This window comes from Aeoliella straminimaris (assembly GCF_024054565.1).
GTDB lineage: Bacteria > Planctomycetota > Planctomycetia > Pirellulales > Lacipirellulaceae > Aeoliella > Aeoliella straminimaris.
In genome coordinates this window covers 291555-308422 of record NZ_JAMXLR010000051.1, presented here as the reverse complement: position 1 = coordinate 308422, position 16868 = coordinate 291555, and the positions used below count along the sequence as shown (strand labels likewise).

Here is a 16868-nt window from a genome sequence, read left to right as displayed (position 1 = left end):
TGAGCAGCATGAGCAAGCAACGATTGAGCGAAAACCAACACGCGGCAAGCCGCTGGCGGCAACGTCCACGGTGGTATTCTGGCTGGGTGCTGGCCCTTGCCCTATGCGCGTTGGGTGCCGGGCCCGTATTGGCGCAAGATACGCCCGCCGATGATGAAACGCCGGTAGTCCAGGAGCCGAAGTTTCCCGGCGACGCCGATTACGAACCCGTGGCCCCCTCGCCTACGGCACTGGCCGACCCGGCAGTCCGCGCGGTGTTGAACAAGCCACGCACGACGGCTGCCGATCACCTGCGGGCGACCAATCTGCTGCTGCAACTGGGCGAAGGGGAACTGGCCGCCGGCGAGTTCCATCGCTTGCTGGCCACCAACCCCGACGACGCCACGAAGGTGGCCCTCGTGCAGCAATTCGGCCCGGCCGTGGTGCAGTCGCTGGCCCGGGCCGGCGAGCTTGGCCCCGCGGCACGTCCGTTCGTGAACTCGGTGTTCGAGGCCGTGGCTGCGGATGCCGCGTCGGACGACAGGATGCAGTCGCTGCTGGGCAATCTGGACAGCGACAACGGCGTGGCGCGAGGCAATGCCATCGCGGGCCTGGCCGGGCTCGGCGAGCGAGCGGTGGTGCCATTGATTCAACTGTTGGCCGGCGACGAAGCCTCCGACGAAGAGCGCCAGGGCGCGCGAGCGGCGCTCGTGCGGCTGGGACCGATTGCCACGCGGCCGCTTCTGGCGACCCTCGATTCGGGTAACGACCGCCTGGTGGCCGAAGCTTCCGAGCTGCTGGCGGCCATCGGCGCGGGTGAAGCGGCACCATTGCTGGCCGTGCCGGCCATGAGTGGCGGCTCTGCAGGTCGGGCGTATAAGTCGCTCACCGGGCAGGAGCCGAGCGTCGAATCGGCAACCGGACTGCTGGAGCGGACGCTCGATCGACTCGAAGGCGGCGCGCCGGTGTTCATGCCGGGCGCGGATGACATGGTCACCTACTGGGTCTGGCACGGCAAACAAAACGAACCGGTTCCACTTGCATTGACCGTGGCCGAAGCCAACACCATGTACATGGCGCCACTCGCCAGTCAGTTGGCCGAACTTCGCGGGGGGATTCCCAGCGTTAAAACCAAGTCGTTGCGACTCAAGATCGAGAGCGCTGCAATTCGGGGCCGACAGGGGCACGAAGCGGGCTACACTAAGGAAGTTCTGGAGGACTTGCCCGCCGACTGGCTCGATCGTCTGTTACGCGATGCGATGGAAGAAAATCAGGTCGCCGCGGCGACGCTGGCTCTGCAAGTGATCGCCGAACGGCGAAATCCGGCGGTGTTGATCACCACCGATGGATTGCCCTCGCCTACGGCCCGCGCGCTTGAGCATCCGCATCCCACCATTCGCACCGCGGCCCTGGAAACCATCGCGGCGATCGACCCGACGAAGCCATTCCCGGGCGCCAGCAAGGTGTGCCCTGCAATCGTACAACTGGCAGCCGCATCGGGCGATCAGGTGGTCCTGGCTGCCTCGCCGCAGATCGACGCTGCCACGACTTGGGCGGGCGGACTCGGCGCGATGAATCTGGTAGGCGAAGTGGTGGGCATTGGCCAAGAGGCCGTCGAGCGTGCTGGAGAGAACGCGGACATCGAATTGATCCTGATCGATATGTCGATCGCCAAGCCGGCGGTTCGCGAGACGGTGTTTCGGCTTCGCCGCCAACCGGCGACCGGTCTGGTGCCGATCGCCCTGCTCGCACGGGAGTGGCAGCTGCACACCGCGCGCACCATTGCTTCGGAGCACGACGCCGTGGTGGCCTCGCCACGGCCGCATTCCGATGAGGTGCTCACCGAGGTGGCAGAATCTGCGTTGGCCCATCTGCCAAGCACCTGGCCCACCGACGAGCAGCGTCTGACGCAGGCCGACACCGCGATGCAGGTGGCGAGCAAACTGCTGGACAACAAGCGCGATTTCTATCGATTGCGGGCGGCGAGCGACCTGCTTGCCCAGCATGTTCGCCCCGCGGCCGAAGGCGAAGCCAACTGGAAGGTGCTGGCCAAGATGGGCACCCATGAAAGCCAGGTGGCTCTGGCGGCTTACGCCAACGCACCGGCCCTCAGCATCGAGTCGCGTCGCGCAGCGGCCAGTGCGTTTGCCGACAGCGTCCAGCAGTTTGGACTGCGGCTGACGGCCGACGAAATTGTGCGACAGTACGATCTGTACAACGCCAGCGCCACGTCTAGCAAGGAGACCCAACAGGTGCTCGGCAGCTTGCTCGACGCGATCGAAGCGGGACGAGGTAGTCAACCAGAGGAATAGGCGCGTTCTGCACTGCTGGTCCAGCCAGCAGTGGCACCCAGCGAAGACGAGAGATGTCACTTAGTAACGGAAAACCTGAATCGGTCGCACCGCTACCGGGCATTATTGGCTCGAGTCCGGCGATGCTCGAGGTGTACCGCGTCACTCGGCAGGTGGCACGGTCCAACGCCTCGGTGCTGCTGTTGGGCGAGACCGGTACCGGTAAGGAACTGGTTGCCGAGGCAGTGCACACGCTGTCCGACCGCCGGACCCGGCCATTTGTGAAGGTGAACTGCGGCGCGCTGTCGGAGAATCTGCTGGAAAGCGAATTGTTCGGCCACGTGAAAGGGGCGTTTACCGGCGCTGTTTCCGACCGCGCAGGACGTTTCCAAAGTGCCGACACCGGTACTATTTTTCTCGATGAGATCAACAGCACGACGCCGCTCTTGCAAGTGAAGTTGCTCCGCGTGCTGCAGGAGCGGGAATTCGAACGGGTGGGCGGCGACACGACGATCCGTGTCGATACCCGCATTGTCTCGGCCAGCAACCGCAATCTGCTGGAAATGGCCGCCGATGGCACCTTCCGCGAAGACTTGTACTACCGGCTGAACGTGGTGCCGATCCATCTCCCTCCGCTGCGGGATCGACCGGAGGACATCCCGGCCCTGGTCGGTCACTTCTTGAACATCTACAACGAAGGGAACGACCGCTACGTTACCCACATCCATCCCGAAGCGATGGACGCCTTGCAGAAGTATCATTGGCCGGGCAACGTGCGGGAGCTGCAGAACAATATTGAACACGCCGTGGTGATGGCCACCGGCGACGAACTGACGCCCGACGTACTGCCGGGCGTGGTGCGCGGCGAAGCCGATCCGCAGATGACGAATGCCTCGACGCCGGTGCAACTCGACTTCGACTCGCTGGCCCAGCACCTGGTGGTCGAAGGGTTATCGCAGGCCGACGACAAATCCGAAGACCTGCACAGTCGCATCGTCGACCGCGTGGAACGCGAAGTCATTGCCCAAGTGCTCACCCAATGCCAGGGCGTGCAGATCAAGGCGGCCAGCCGGTTGGGCATTAACCGCAACACGCTGCACAAGAAGATCAAGGACTATGGGTTGGGAGAGTAACGCTCGCTTGGGAATGACCAATGCCCAATTAACAATGACCGATGACGCTAGTGGGCAACCGGCATTCGATTTGGAAGAGCGAACGGCGAAGTTCGGGGAGGAAGTGATCTACTTTGTTCGTGGCATCGAAGCAAATCACATCTCCAAGCCATTGATTACCCAACTTGTTCGTGCGACAGGAAGCGTTGGTGCAAACTATTGCGAAGCTGATGAGGCCTCAAGCAAGAAAGAGTTTCGCTATCACATTTCTCTGTGCAAGAAAGAAGCAACGGAGAGCAAACAACGGCTCAGGCTGCTCGTGGCGGCCTGTCCGAATCACCGCGAGGAAGCCAGGCGACTCTGGAGCGAGGCCAACGAGTTGACCAAGGTCTTCGCCGCTATCCATCGCAACTCCAAGCCAGGTGATTCAGAATAGTGCTGTCATTGGTCATTGTTAATTAAACATTGGTCATTTCCCCAGCAGCAGTGATCCATGGGAAACGTATCCGTATTATGCTTCGCCGCTTCTTACACCGTGGCGCTCGTGCTCGAGATCGCTGGGCTGTGGGTGCGGTTTGGGTGGCATCGATTGGCGATGGTTGTCATGGCCGTGGCCGGGCTGGTGGCGCACTCCGCTTACCTGGTGTATCACTCCGTCGGCAGCGTTGCTTTTCTTCGCACGCCCGAGCTGTGGTACCTGGTCGTGGCTTGGGTGCTGGCTGCGTTCTACTTGTGGGTGGTGTTTACCTCGCCGAAGACTGCCATGGGGCTGTTTGTGTTGCCGCTGGTGCTGATAACCATTGCGCTGGCCGAAACAGCCAGCACCGAGCCCTTCGCCCAGCAGCGGGCCTCGCAGTTCTGGGGCGCGTTGCATGGCAGTCTGATGACGCTCTCGACCGTCACGGTCAGCGTGGGTTTCATTGCGGGGCTGATGTACCTGATCCAAAGCTGGCGGCTCAAACACAAGGTGCCGCCGTCGCCTGAGTTCCAATTGCCGAGCCTCGAGTGGCTCGAGCGGACCAACAGCCGTGCGCTCAGTTTTTCGGTCGTGCTGGTCTGCGGTGGTTTCATCAGCGGCATCGTGCTTAGCCGCCTTCAACACAGTGGCGACAGCAGCTACCAACTGTTCGGCGACCCCGTGGTGATCAGCCTGCTGCTGATGCTGGTGTGGCTGATCGTGGCCGAGGTGTTTCGCATGATCTATCCCTCGGCCCGCAGAGGTCGCAAGGTGGCGTATCTCACGCTGGCATCGTTCGGCTTCCTGGCGCTGACTCTCATCACTTTCACGATGAACGACGTGCATGGAAGACCTCGGGAAGCGAGTGCAGCTCAATCACAGGATCCATCAGCTCATTTCGCTCCACCAAGCGTTGCATCTAGTGAGTCAGCAGCCGACGAACTACATCTCGTCGGAAGGCACAAAGCGGAGGTCCTGTCATGAACCTGCGCATGGTGGGATGTTCGCATCACCAGTCGAATATTGCGTTCCGCGAGCGGCTGGCGTTCACCCCCGATCAGGCGGCCAATGCCTTGTCGGCCTGGCAGCAGTCGCATCCGGGCGTCGAGGCGGTGCTGCTTTCCACCTGCAACCGCACCGAGTTCTACGCCGCGGCCGCCGGCCATAGCGATGCGTTCACCGATAACTCGCTGGCCGAGTACCTGGCTGGCTGGCACTCCATTCCCCTGGACGAAATCACGCAGCAGCTGGTCTCGCTCGATGGTCAGGCGGTGGTGGAGCATCTGTTCCGCGTAGCGGCCAGCCTCGACAGCATGGTAGTGGGCGAGCCCCAGATTCTGGCTCAGGTGAAACAAGCGTATGAGCTGGCGTGCGAACTTGGCTCCGCCGGACCGCACATGCATGGTTGCTTTCAGGCCGCACTGCGTGTCGCTCGGCGGGTAACCAGCGAAACCTCGTTGCACCGCCATCGGGTGAGTATCCCCAGCGTGGCCATTGCCGACTTTGCCAGCCGCATCTTCGAGCGGTTCGACGATAAGCGGGTGCTGGTGATCGGCGCGGGCGAAATGGCCGACGAGACGCTGCGATACCTCCGCGACGCCGGCGCCAAGCGGTTCACGATTCTCAATCGCGACCCGGGCCGGGCCCAGGCGCTCGCGGCCCAGTGGCAGGCCGAGGCTGCGTCCTGGGGCGATCTGCATCGCCAGCTTGTGCGGGCCGATCTGGTGATCTCGACCACGGCCGCTGGCCATCCGATCGTTACCCTGGAATACTATCGGAAGCAGATCGCCGACGAGCGAAATCAGCGCCCCCTGTTCATCCTGGATCTTGCCATGCCCCGCGACTTCGAACCGGCCATCGGCGAAGAGCTGGGTACCTACTTGTACTCGATCGACGACCTGGCCGCCGCGTGCGAGCAGAATCGCAAAAGCCGCCAACGCGAGTTGCCCCGCGCCGAACGGATCATCGGCGAGGAAACCTCCCGCTTCCTGACCGACGCCCGTATGCAAGTCAGCTCGCCGCTGATCACGCAGCTGCGCGCCGAGTGGGACGTGGTGAAGCAGGCCGAGCTAGCCCGACTATTGAACAAGCTGGGCGACCTGGACCAGAAGTCCCAGGAAGAAATCACCCGCTTTGCGGACCGCCTGGTCAACAAACTCTTGCACCCGCCGCTGCAATCGCTCCGCGACGAAGCCGAGAACGACAGTCACACCAGCCTGCTCGACGCGCTGCGACGGCTGTTCCAGCTGCGAGAATGATGGGGAATAGTGAGCCATAGGCGTTAGCCTCGGGTGCTTTACGTCGCCACGTTGTCTCGCCGCCGCACGTTCTCGAAGCCACGCTTGCCCCTCCGCCACCCGACACTAGCGCGTTCGGCTCACAGACTAGCGGTACTTCGTCATTATTTCCCAGTAGTTGCAGCCTGCCGCCGGTCGCGGGATAATGCGGGCATCGTTTCTCGCTACTCATCCGCACGGAGCTCACGATGCCTGCGACACTCGAAGTCTACGACGAATCGACCACCGGCGACCGGGGCGAGCCGATCGTCCTGGAGTTTCTCACCGAAGAGATCACCATTCGGGAGCTGATCCGCGAGCGGGTCTATCAGGAAGTGCAGGACTTCAACCTGCAGCAGGCCCAGCAGCCCGTGTTTCGCGGCCTGGTGATGCCAACCGACGCCGAGCAGACGCTCAACGGCTACAAACTGAAGACCAAGCGGCAAATCGACTGGCAGGAGCAGTTCGACAAGGCCACCACCGCGTTCGAAGCCGGCAGCATCCTGGTGCTGGTAAACGACCGCCAGGCCGACTCGCTCGAAGAGCGGGTGACCATCACCCCGGGGACGACGGTGAGCTTTTTGAAGCTGGTGCCATTGGTGGGGGGGTAGGAGCGGTGGCCAAAGGGAATATCAAGTTTGAAATCAAGCCGTTCGATTGCTCCCAAACATCCGATCGCGAGGCTCACGAGGCAGCCGCGAAGGTGGTAGAAGGCTACTCCGTCAGTCGAGGCGGATGGCCCTATCCAGACATTGGCGATTTGGATGGTGGCGAGCGACTTTTGGAAAAGGACCCCGAGTGGAATCGCCGTTGTGTGCTGGCTCTCGCCGAACAGACTGTCTATTGGTGGCAGGTCGACGACGACATCCGTAAGGAGTACGAAGAACAGGGTGAACATTACCATGTTGGCTCGAGGGACAAAAATCTCGCACCCAGCTACGTACTCATGGGCATTCGCGAAGCGCTGGCAGCGTTGATGCGGCGAAAGCTCCCTCTCACCGAAGATGATCTCATCTGCTTGGCGCGAGATTGTGTCGAGCACCAAGGCTCAAACTACCGGGGGGTACCTCCGTCTGGTTTGCAAAAGCAGGCGGAGTTCTTCGGCAAGTTTAAGCCGATCGAGGGTGAGTTGCGAAAGGCTTTGCTAAAGCTGGCTGAATACACTAGAGGTGCCTACGGGCGAGACAAAGCAGTTGCTTCACGTTTGGATGCTATCCTGCACGTGCCAGGCTGTCAGGCTCTGCAAGTGATTGGCGCACCCCCCGAACCAGCGCCTGTGGGTTCTGCCGACGTGTTGACCGATCTGAAGGTTTGCCTAGGCGCGGCGACGCCTGTTGATACGGAACGCGTCGTTGCAGAGGGGGACCAATATTCGATGTACGTCGATTCGCCACTGGCAGACGAGCATGCCGCAATCTCACGAGCGATTCCGGAATTCTACCAAGCGTTTTGGGACAGTCGTTCGCCTTGTTTTGGAACTGACTGGTGTAGCGGCAACGCCAGAAAACAAGCGGAGAAAATCCTGAATGCGAAACTGAAGCACACAACGGATGGCCTCAGTGCCTCTGGACGAGATATGGAGAATCTCCTTCTTGCCGCCTGTGAGCGCGAAATCGAATTGTATCTGAGCCGTAACTCTGATCACAATTATTTGCACTACAATCGCCCCCTCGAAATGATTCTAATCACTCTTGATACGCTTGGTCACGACTTTGACCGCCAGCAGGCCTTTGATTGGTTGCTATTCCGCAGCGCCGTATCCGGATACTACCAGCCCATCAACGAGTCAGTTGCCAGCGCAGCGGAAACGCAAGCCGCATCCGCACCTCTTTCCGATGGCGAGCGCTGGGTCATCCACCGCTTGCGAAGCCAAGCCATCGATACTCCGCCGATGGGGGCCTTGCCAGAAATGGCCAAGAGGCTCAGCCGACTGATCGATGGCGACGCCACGCTACTTTTGGTGCCCGGTGAACACTGGGCCGATCGGGTGCACGTGGACCTCTCGGAGATGGACGAAGAGTCGCGTCGCGATTGGATTCAGTTGGTCAAGCTGGCTTTTACGGCCACTGCCTCCAAGCCTTCGAAGAAGTGGTATAAGGATTTGACTCCTTTAACCGAGGCGATTGGTGACGAAGCACTTCACCAAAGATTGTCCGATTGGTTTGCTAAGGTTCCGGCAGGACGGTCGTTCAAAGTGCTGGGCGGCTACGCCGGAGATGCTCGTGGTGCCGCCGACACGTTTAACGAGGGCAACGCCACGGTGCTGCGCGGGTTGGTGTGGGCCTTGGTCACCGTGCCCGACGCCAACACGCCTCGCGTGGTGGCCGAGCTGCTGGCGACTTCCATCAAGAAAGTGCCGGGCGTAGGTCCGCGGGCCGTGAAAGTCGCCAACGCCTGCGTGTGGGCCTTGGGCGAATTGGCATCCATGGACGATGAAACGATCCGCATCAGCGCGCTCGGGCAACTGGCGAGGCTCAAGGCCCGGGTGACCTTTAAGACCACTCTCAAGGCAATTGAGAAGGCCCTGGACAAAGCGGCCGCAGAGTCGGGAATGCCCCGCGACGAAATCGAAGAGATGGCTGTCCCCACCTATGGCCTTGAGGAGATCGGCAAACGGACCGAACAGCTGGGCGACTTCACGGCCGAACTGGTGGTCACCGGCACCACGAGTACCGAGCTGCGGTGGATCAAGCCCGATGGCAAGCCACAGAAGTCGGTGCCCAAGGCGGTGAAGGACGACTTTGCCGACGACCTGAAGGAGCTGAAGGCGGCCGCCAAGGACATTCAGAAGATGCTCCCTGCCCAGCGGGAACGCATCGACCAACTGCACCTCAAGCAGAAAACCTGGGCATACGACACGTGGCGCGAGCGGTACTTCGACCATCCGCTGGTCGGCACACTTGCGCGGCGGCTGATCTGGGAGTTTGACCAGGGCGAGAAACAGGGCAACAAGGTCGCCGCCACATCGCTCGAAGGAAAATTGGTCGACTCGACGGGCGAAGAGGTGCAGGTGAATCCCGACTCGGCCATTGTTTCTCTGTGGCATCCCATCGGGCCCGACCAGGCGGACATCCTCGCATGGCGGCGGTTCTTCGAAGATCGCCAGATCAAGCAGCCGTTCAAGCAGGCGCATCGCGAGATCTACCTGCTGACCGACGCCGAGCGGAACACGGGCGTCTACTCCAACCGCTACGCCTCGCACATCATCAAGCAGCACCAGTACAACGCCTTGTGTGGCGTGCGGGGCTGGAAAAACACGCTCCGCCTGATGGTCGACGACGAGTATCCGCCCAGTTCGATTGAGCTCCCCGAGTGGAATCTGCGGGCGGAGTTCTGGGTCGAGGGCGCCGGCGACGAGTACGGCACCGACACCAATGAAACGGGCACCTTCCTGTACCTGGCGACCGACCAGGTGCGGTTTTATTCCATCGAAGCCGCCACGACCTACGCCCATGCTAGCGGTGGTGGGTACGGCTCGCTTGCCGTCGGCCCAGGGGCCGAGAATATCAACGAACCGTTGCCGCTCGACCAAATCCCTCCCATCGTCCTCTCCGAAATCATGCGCGACGTCGACCTGTTTGTGGGCGTGGCCAGCGTTGGCAACGATCCCAACTGGAACGACGGTGGGCCCGAGGGACGATATCGCGAGTACTGGGAGCAAAGCTCCTTCGGCGATCTGTCGGCCACCGCCCAGACACGGCGCGAGATCCTCGAGCGGCTGGTGCCACGACTCAAGATCGCCGACCGCTGCAGCTTCGACGAGAAGTTCCTCATCGTGCGGGGCGACCGGCGGACCTACAAAATCCACCTCGGCTCGTCGAACATCCTGATGGAGCCGAACGACCAGTACCTGTGCATCGTCCCCGGCCGCGGCGCGGGGCCGGGCGACAAGGTCTTCCTGCCGTTCGAAGGCGACCAGCGGCTGGCGGTCATCCTGTCGAAGGCCATGATGCTGGCGGAGGACACCAAGATCAAAGATCCGACGATCCTCAGCCAGATTGGTCGCTAATCATTTGCAAAAAACTTCTCTTGTCCAAGATTCTTGCCGATCATATGATTCGCACAACCGTGCAGGACATTACTAGAAGCGGCCGTGGTCGGCCGTCGTACTGCCGGGAATCTGTACTGCCCAGAGAAATGGGTAGTGGGAGATTACTACCATGGCTCAATCGAGCTCCAAGGGCCAGGCCAAGCCTGGCAAGTCTGCCAAGCCACAACCGGCCGCGAAAATCCCGGCCAAGACGCCCGCCAAGGCGAAGAAGGGCGGAAAGTAAGCTGTCCGACGGGCGGCAGGGGCTTGAACCCGGTACCGCCAGCGTCGTCAGACAAGCAACCAACACGAGGCGTCGCAAACATCGGTTTGCGACGCCTTGTTTCATGGGTGGGGTTCCAATTTTAGCCGGGTGCACGGTCCCCCACGTTGTGAGGAACGTGCTAGAATGCCCGGTGCGTTGACCACAAGCATTGTTGGGATCGACCAAACACTTGCATCCAACCGTTCATTCCCGCGTCACAGGAGGCCGTTATGATCGAAGAACTCTCCAGCCCGTCTGACAACATCCTCGCTTTCCGCATGTCGGGCAAGCTGCACGACGAGGACTACAAGACTTTCGTTCCGCGCCTCGACGAAGAGATTGCCAAAGATGGCAAGATCCGCTTGTTGGCCGAGTTCCACGAGTTCCACGGCTGGGACGCCCACGCTCTGTGGGACGACATCAAGTTCGCTACCGAGCATTGCACCAAGATCGAGAAGATCGCCCTGGTTGGCGAAACGTCCTGGGAAAAAGGCATGGCCGCGGTGTGCAAGCCGTTCACCATGGCGAAGATCAAGTACTTCGACGTCGGCCAGCTCGATGCCGCATACGCCTGGCTGCAGGAGTAACGCAGTCAAGAAAAGATTCACCACAGAGTTCACAGAGAAGCACCGAGTAAAACGGGGAACACTAATCGACGCCGATCTTCACGGAGGTCTATCAGTGTCGATTAGCGCAGATCAGCGTTCCTCTACTTCTCAGTGAGCTCTGTGTGCTCTGTGGTGAATCATTTGATCGATCGGCAAATCAACCGCGGGCGCCGATGCTTCCGGCTGGCCGGGAGAACGTGCGCGGCGCTCACTCGGCCAATTGGGCCTTTTGCTGCTCGCGCTTCATGGCTCGGAGCACCTTCATCTCTTCCCGAGTCTGGCGTGCGTAAGCGACATGGTCGTCCTGGTCGCCACTTGGCTGGTCGGCATAGCCACTTGGAGAACCGAAATCCAGCCATCGAACCTTCCAGCGAGTCTCCGGATATCTCTGGCGAAGGTCTTCGAATTCTTCGATCTCGATCGCCGGTCCGTCCAGCTGCAACAATTTGGCTTGTGGGCCGGCTGCCAGTAGTCGCTCCAAGTCCTCTGCAACCAATTCGTCGGCCCGCACGACAAGCGTCTCGACCGATAGCGTTGCCAGTTGTTCGAGATTCTCGTGGTTCAGCAGATCGTCTTCGTCGACCCCTAAATCTGCGGCCACCTGGAACTGATAGGGATGGTTGTCTATCCGAGCTAGCTCGACTTCTACCTCACGGAGTGACAAGTCATCCACCAGTGAGGCGAGCAGTGCGGCGGTGACTGGTGTCCGTAGCCAAAGCTTCTCGAGGTACGGCAGTCGTTTGAGTTGCTCAATGTCGTTCTTCCAGTGAGATGTAGCCCCAATCGCGGCGTACGTGTAGTGGTTGAGTTGAGGCAGGAACTGCCGGTTGCCTGCTAACCGATATAGCCAGACCGGCCCACAGTATTCTTCACCGGCTATCCAGAAACTGGGGAAAGTGAGACAAGATGGAAAAGGCAGTGTGTGGGTCCTGGCTTTGTAATTCTGTACCTCGCGTTCGATGTGGTGACTCTGTCTGTGGTGTTCGAACCACGCGAAGGTTACCGCAATAGCGGCGGTTAGGGCCAGCAGATCAATGATTCGCAGCCGGTAGAACGCACCTCGCTGTCGCACCCACCGCTGGGTGCCCACGACGATGGTTGCAAGAAAACCACCGATGACCAGAATGTTGCCGAGCAATGCACAGCCACGCAGGTGGCTGGCGTCGGTCCGCAGGGGCCAATTGTCATAGTTGCTCCACTCGACGGCGACAGGTAAACGGAGACCGGTCGTGCTGTCCATGATCTCGCCGGCGGCAAACTCAAAGAGTGCTTTCGAAGGCTTGGGAGCAGGGGCCGTGGTGCCTGGCCGAGGGTTTTCGCACGTACGCACGCCGCGCACAAACCAGGGCCATGGCCAACCATGCTCGTAGAGGCTGACCGACAAGGCGGGGCCGGAGCCGTTGAGCAAAGAGTCAACTTGATTGCGGCGAAGGGACTCCTTACCTCCCCAGGTTTCGTTCCAAACCTTCGTGACATCCCCTTTCCCGTCCTCAAGGGAATGCAACTCTTCCCCTGGCACCACAATCAGCACCAGCGCCGCGGAAACCACCGCCACGATCACCCAAGTGAACGGGTGGAGGCGATTCCACAACCAGCGGATCGAGCATAGTAGGCGCACGACGAAAGCTCTCGGTGCCTGGAGACAACAGCCTCCGGCATTCTCCCGAATCATCCACGTGGACGCAACGCTAATAGCAATGGCCGAGGCCTACAGCCCCACATTCAGCCCTTGCAGATCGTCGGGTACGAAGCGGCCGTCTTTGCGCAAGAGTTCGCCATCGAAGTAGATTTCGCCGCCGCCGTAGTCGGGGCGTTGGATCAGCACCAGGTCCCAGTGGATGCGGCTGCGATTGCCGTTGTTGGCGATCTCGTACGCCTCGCCCGGGGTGAGGTGGAACGAACCGCCGATCTTTTCGTCGAACAGCGTGTCGAGCATCGGGTGCTTCACGTGGTTGTTGGTACCCAGCGACCACTCGCCGCAGTATCGGGCGCCCTCGTCCGAGTCGAGAATGGCATTGATCTTCTCGGTTTCGTTGGCCGTGGCGTTGACGATCTTGCCATCTTTGAACTCGAAGCAGATGTCGCTGAACACGGTGCCCTGGTATCGCGACTCGGTGTTGAACTTGATGGTGCCGTTGATGCTGTCGCGCACCGGGGCGGTGAACACCTCGCCATCGGGGATGTTGCGATCACCATTGCAGGGGACGACCGGGATGTCCTTGATCGAGAACTCGAGTTCCGTGCCGGGGGCGACGATGCGAACCTGGTCGGCAGCTTCCATCCGCGCGACCAGTGGCTTTTGGGCTTCGGCCATCGCGGCGTAGTCGGCCGTGCAAACCTTGAAGAAGAAGTCCTCGAACGCGCGGGTGCTCATCTTGGCCGCTTGGGCGAACGAGTCGGTGGGGTATCGCAAGACGACCCACTTGGTCTTGGCGACCCGCAGCGCACTGTGCACCGGCTGCCACCACAGCTTCTGGTACATGTCCATCTTGCTTTGTGGCACGTCGGCATGCTGGCTGCTGTTCGCCGAGCCGCGAATGCCGACGTAGGCGTCCATCTCGGCCATGCGGGCGGCCTCGAACTTGGAGGACATCTCCATGGCCGCTTCGGTGGCGCTGGAATAGAGCGATCGCTGAACCTGCTGATTCTTGATCGTCACCAGCGGAATGGCCCCGCGGGCGGCGGCCCCCTCGACCAGGCTGCAAATCAGATTGGGCTCGGGCAGGTCGATGGCCTCGATAAGGACTTTCTCGCCCTTTTGCAACTGGCAGCTATGGTCCAGCAGTACGTCGGCCAGTTGATCGATTCGCGGGTCATGCATGGCAAATGGGTCCCTTTTTGACGGAAGCTTCAGGTTACCCAAATCATGCACGGAAAGTGGCCGGTCTGTCCATAGTCGGCCCGGGTTGGGGCCGTATTTCGGCCCCCTCGGTACAAAATCGACTAACTCCTTCGCATCCCAACAAATCGACCGACGGGGACTGCTATTGACCGTATCTGGCCGTTTGTCACCATTAGTAGCGCAACGTACTATTCTTCGGGGCACTCAATCGCATTAACATCCCTCGCTGCCCGCACTTAGCTCCGTGGGCAGCTAGCCGAAAGGCGGCAGCATCATGACCAAGCTCACAGGTTCCCCGTCGATCATCGATCCCGACGAAACCAGCAAGGCGGTCCGCGAAGAGCAGGGCGCACCCACGCCCTGGCAGGACGGAACGCAGGAGAAATCGTTCGCCGAGGTGGCGCTCGAGCTGGGCGGCAAGAGCGCCGAAGAGGCTCGCCGCACTGGGGCTATCGACACGGCCGACGACCAGGTGGAGTCGCTGTTCGCCCCGCAGTACCAGACGGTCAATAGTCCCGCCCATCGTGCGGTGTGGGACCGCGGTGTGCCCGTCGGCGAGTTCGAGAGTACGCAGGTGAAGATCGCTCCGGAAATCCACGCGGCGATGGACAACGCGATCGACGTGGTCAAGCGGCACCGCGACGCCGGCACCACCTACAACGACGAAGGAAAAATCACCGACCAGGTGATGCAGGACCTGGCCGACGTGGGCTACTGGGGACTGCTGGTCGATAAACAGTACGGTGGCAGCGGCGCGCCGTTCGCCGCGTTTGCGTCGTTCATCACCCGCATGGCGACGGTCGACCCAACGATCGCCGGCCTGGCCTCGGTGCATGGCTGCATCGGTGCGGTCGATCCGGTGAGCGCCTTTGGCAACGACGAGCAAAAGGAGCGGTTCCTGCCGAAGCTGGCCAGTGGCGAGCGGCTCAGTGCCTTCGCCCTCACCGAGCCTTGCGCCGGTAGCGACCTGACGGCGCTGCGTACCGAAGCGGTGCTCGACGGCGATCACTACCTGGTGACCGGCGAGAAGCTGTTTATCACCAACGTGAAGCTCGGTCGCACGGTTGGCCTGGTCTGTTTGATCGATGGCAAGCCCAGCGTGCTGGTGGTTGATTTGCCGCAGGAAGAGAGCGAGCAGTTTCGCCTCAAGGACTACGGCCTGTGGGCACTCAAGCACACCTACAACCGTGGCATGGTGTTCAACAAGTTCCCCGTGCCAGTAGAGAATCTGCTGAAGCCAATCAAGGGCGATGGCCTGACGATTGCCTACCACGGTTTGAATCTGGGTCGCGTCTCGCTGTGCGCCAACGCCGCTGGCACGATGCGGGCGATGCTGGCCAACATGATTCCGTGGTCTCAGTACCGAGTGACCTATCACCAGCCCATCGCCAAACGCGAACTGGTGCAGCGGCGGATGGGCGAGTTGTCAGGACTGATCGTGGCCTGCGACGCCCTCGTGGCGTGGTGCGCCGAACTGATCGACAAAGGTTACCGCGGCGAGATGGAGTGCGTAGTGGCCAAGATCTTCGGCAGCGAAGCGCAGAAACACGCTGCCATCGAGCTGTTTATGAAGACCCACGGTGGCCGGTCGTTCCTGCACGGTCACCTGTTCGGCGACAACGTGCACGAGTTCCTCGCGCCATGCATTTACGAGGGTGAAGGCGAGATGCTGGCCATGGCGTTCTTCAAGTCCTTGGTCAAGCACCACGGAAAGAAGTACTTCGAACCGGTGGGCAAGGCGCTGGCCGCCGCCGGCATCAAGAAGCCCAACCCACTGAACCCGGCGCACATCATGAAGCTCGCCCCAGTAGCCTGGCCGTACGCCAAGTGGGTGATCGGCCGGCGGTTAATGTTCACGGCCGCGCCGGCCCTGCCCAAAATGCCCGCGGCGCTGCGTCGCCACGCCGATTACGCGTGCCAAGGACTGCAGAAAATGGCGCTGGAGATTTCCAGCACGATGAGCAAATTCCAGTTGGCCCTGGCCGACCGCCAATGCCGCATGGAAGACCTGTCGAGCCGCTGTCAGACGCTGATCACCGTGCTGGCGACCACGCTATACGCCTCGCGGCAGACCAACGAGGTGCTGCACGAAGCGGCCGACGTGTTCTGCCAGAACCAGATCGCCAAACTGGAAGGCGAGCGGGCGACCAATTCGTATTACCGGCAAATCACCGAACTGGGCGACGTGATCGCCGACGGCGGTTTCCCCGGCCTGGAGGAAATCGACGCCTACGAGATTATGATGCCGTACGAGAAGGAAGAGCCCGAAGAGTAGAACGTAGGCCGCTAAAAAGCTACCCGCAGTTACGGCATGGCGAAGGCGGCAGGTGTGTCACGCTTCAGTAGGATTCTTTCAGCCACGCCAGTGGCGACAGCGCATAGCCCGGGACGCAAGTCCCGGGAAACGGTAGAGGAAAATCTCCCAGCCGCGGAGCGGCGGCAGCGACTTTGCATGGGACGTTTTGTTGGAGCAATTTTGGGGAATAGCATCTTGCTGAGGTGCGCTGCACCGACGCGAGTTCGGAAGTTCCGCTCCAGACAGCGGTTGTGACATCCTATGCCAGTTAGAGGACAATCGAATAGCAGTGGGATGTACACCGACTGGGATTCTGCTGGTATACCAAGAGCCACGTAGGGTAGGTGGTTCTGTCGGCCTAGTTACCGTTGCACTCGATCGTCGCTTACTGCCGACAGGTTCACCTACCACCTGCTAAGGTGCGCGAAGGTAGGTGAACCCGCTGGCGACCATGCGTTGGGCAACCCCGCAGACCCATCCACGCCAGCGGAACCACTTACCCTACCAACTTATCGCATTAGATGGAGCAAACCTCTAGCCCCACCACGTTGGTAGCCTTCAAGGAAACCGAGCATGCGAATACCGAAGCCACGCATTAGCTTAAAGGCCATTATGGTCGCCGTGGCGCTATTCTCGTGTTTGCTTGGATGGAAAATCCACACCGTACACGAACGCCAACATTTGGTGGAGCAGATATTAGACGGCAGCGTTC

Annotated in this window: 11 protein-coding genes; 9 read left to right on the top strand and 2 right to left on the bottom strand. The window is 60.7% G+C overall.

The window, feature by feature from the left end:
* Nucleotides 1–8: 8 nt before the first annotated feature.
* The 8 genes from NG895_RS14995 (at nt 9) to NG895_RS14960 (ending at nt 10997) form a co-directional block, all read left to right on the top strand.
* Nucleotides 9–2291: a HEAT repeat domain-containing protein gene (locus NG895_RS14995; protein ID WP_252853326.1), complete on the top strand. Its 2283-nt coding sequence runs from the start codon at nt 9–11 to the stop codon at nt 2289–2291.
* 122 nt (nt 2292–2413) lie between these two features.
* The gene (locus tag NG895_RS14990) at nt 2414–3403 is read left to right on the top strand and encodes a sigma-54 interaction domain-containing protein (protein WP_252853379.1); all 990 of its coding nucleotides are present in this window, start codon (nt 2414–2416) and stop codon (nt 3401–3403) included.
* Nucleotides 3404–3437: 34 nt separating this feature from the next.
* Nucleotides 3438–3818, top strand: coding sequence for a four helix bundle protein (locus tag NG895_RS14985; RefSeq protein WP_252853325.1), 381 nt, complete (start codon nt 3438–3440; stop codon nt 3816–3818).
* 57 nt (nt 3819–3875) lie between these two features.
* A complete protein-coding gene (gene ccsA / locus NG895_RS14980; protein ID WP_252853324.1) occupies nt 3876–4823 on the top strand; it encodes a cytochrome c biogenesis protein CcsA in 948 nt (315 codons plus the stop codon).
* On the top strand, nt 4820–6097 hold the full coding sequence (gene hemA, locus NG895_RS14975) for a glutamyl-tRNA reductase (RefSeq protein ID WP_252853323.1): 1278 nt from the start codon (nt 4820–4822) through the stop codon (nt 6095–6097). The genes ccsA and hemA overlap by 4 nt, the downstream gene beginning before the upstream one ends.
* A 227-nt stretch (nt 6098–6324) precedes the next feature.
* Nucleotides 6325–6726 (top strand): hypothetical protein, encoded by a 402-nt coding sequence (locus NG895_RS14970; RefSeq protein ID WP_252853322.1) that lies wholly within the window; start codon nt 6325–6327, stop codon nt 6724–6726.
* Between the two features lie 5 nt (nt 6727–6731).
* Nucleotides 6732–10124: a DUF4132 domain-containing protein gene (locus tag NG895_RS30625; protein ID WP_252853321.1), complete on the top strand. Its 3393-nt coding sequence runs from the start codon at nt 6732–6734 to the stop codon at nt 10122–10124.
* A 516-nt stretch (nt 10125–10640) separates the two neighbouring features.
* Nucleotides 10641–10997 (top strand): SpoIIAA family protein, encoded by a 357-nt coding sequence (locus NG895_RS14960; protein ID WP_252853320.1) that lies wholly within the window; start codon nt 10641–10643, stop codon nt 10995–10997.
* A 229-nt stretch (nt 10998–11226) separates the two neighbouring features.
* On the opposite strand, the gene NG895_RS14955 is transcribed toward NG895_RS14960, so the two are convergent.
* Complete coding sequence (locus NG895_RS14955; RefSeq protein WP_252853319.1) at nt 11227–12636, bottom strand: hypothetical protein; 1410 nt, start codon at nt 12634–12636, stop codon at nt 11227–11229.
* Nucleotides 12637–12726: 90 nt separating this feature from the next.
* Complete coding sequence (locus NG895_RS14950) at nt 12727–13839, bottom strand: aminopeptidase (protein ID WP_252853318.1); 1113 nt, start codon at nt 13837–13839, stop codon at nt 12727–12729.
* A 295-nt stretch (nt 13840–14134) separates the two neighbouring features.
* Here NG895_RS14950 and NG895_RS14945 point away from each other — a divergent pair, with 295 nt between their 5' ends.
* The gene (locus tag NG895_RS14945) at nt 14135–16135 is read left to right on the top strand and encodes an acyl-CoA dehydrogenase family protein (RefSeq protein ID WP_252853317.1); all 2001 of its coding nucleotides are present in this window, start codon (nt 14135–14137) and stop codon (nt 16133–16135) included.
* The last annotated feature ends 733 nt before the right edge of the window (nt 16136–16868 follow it).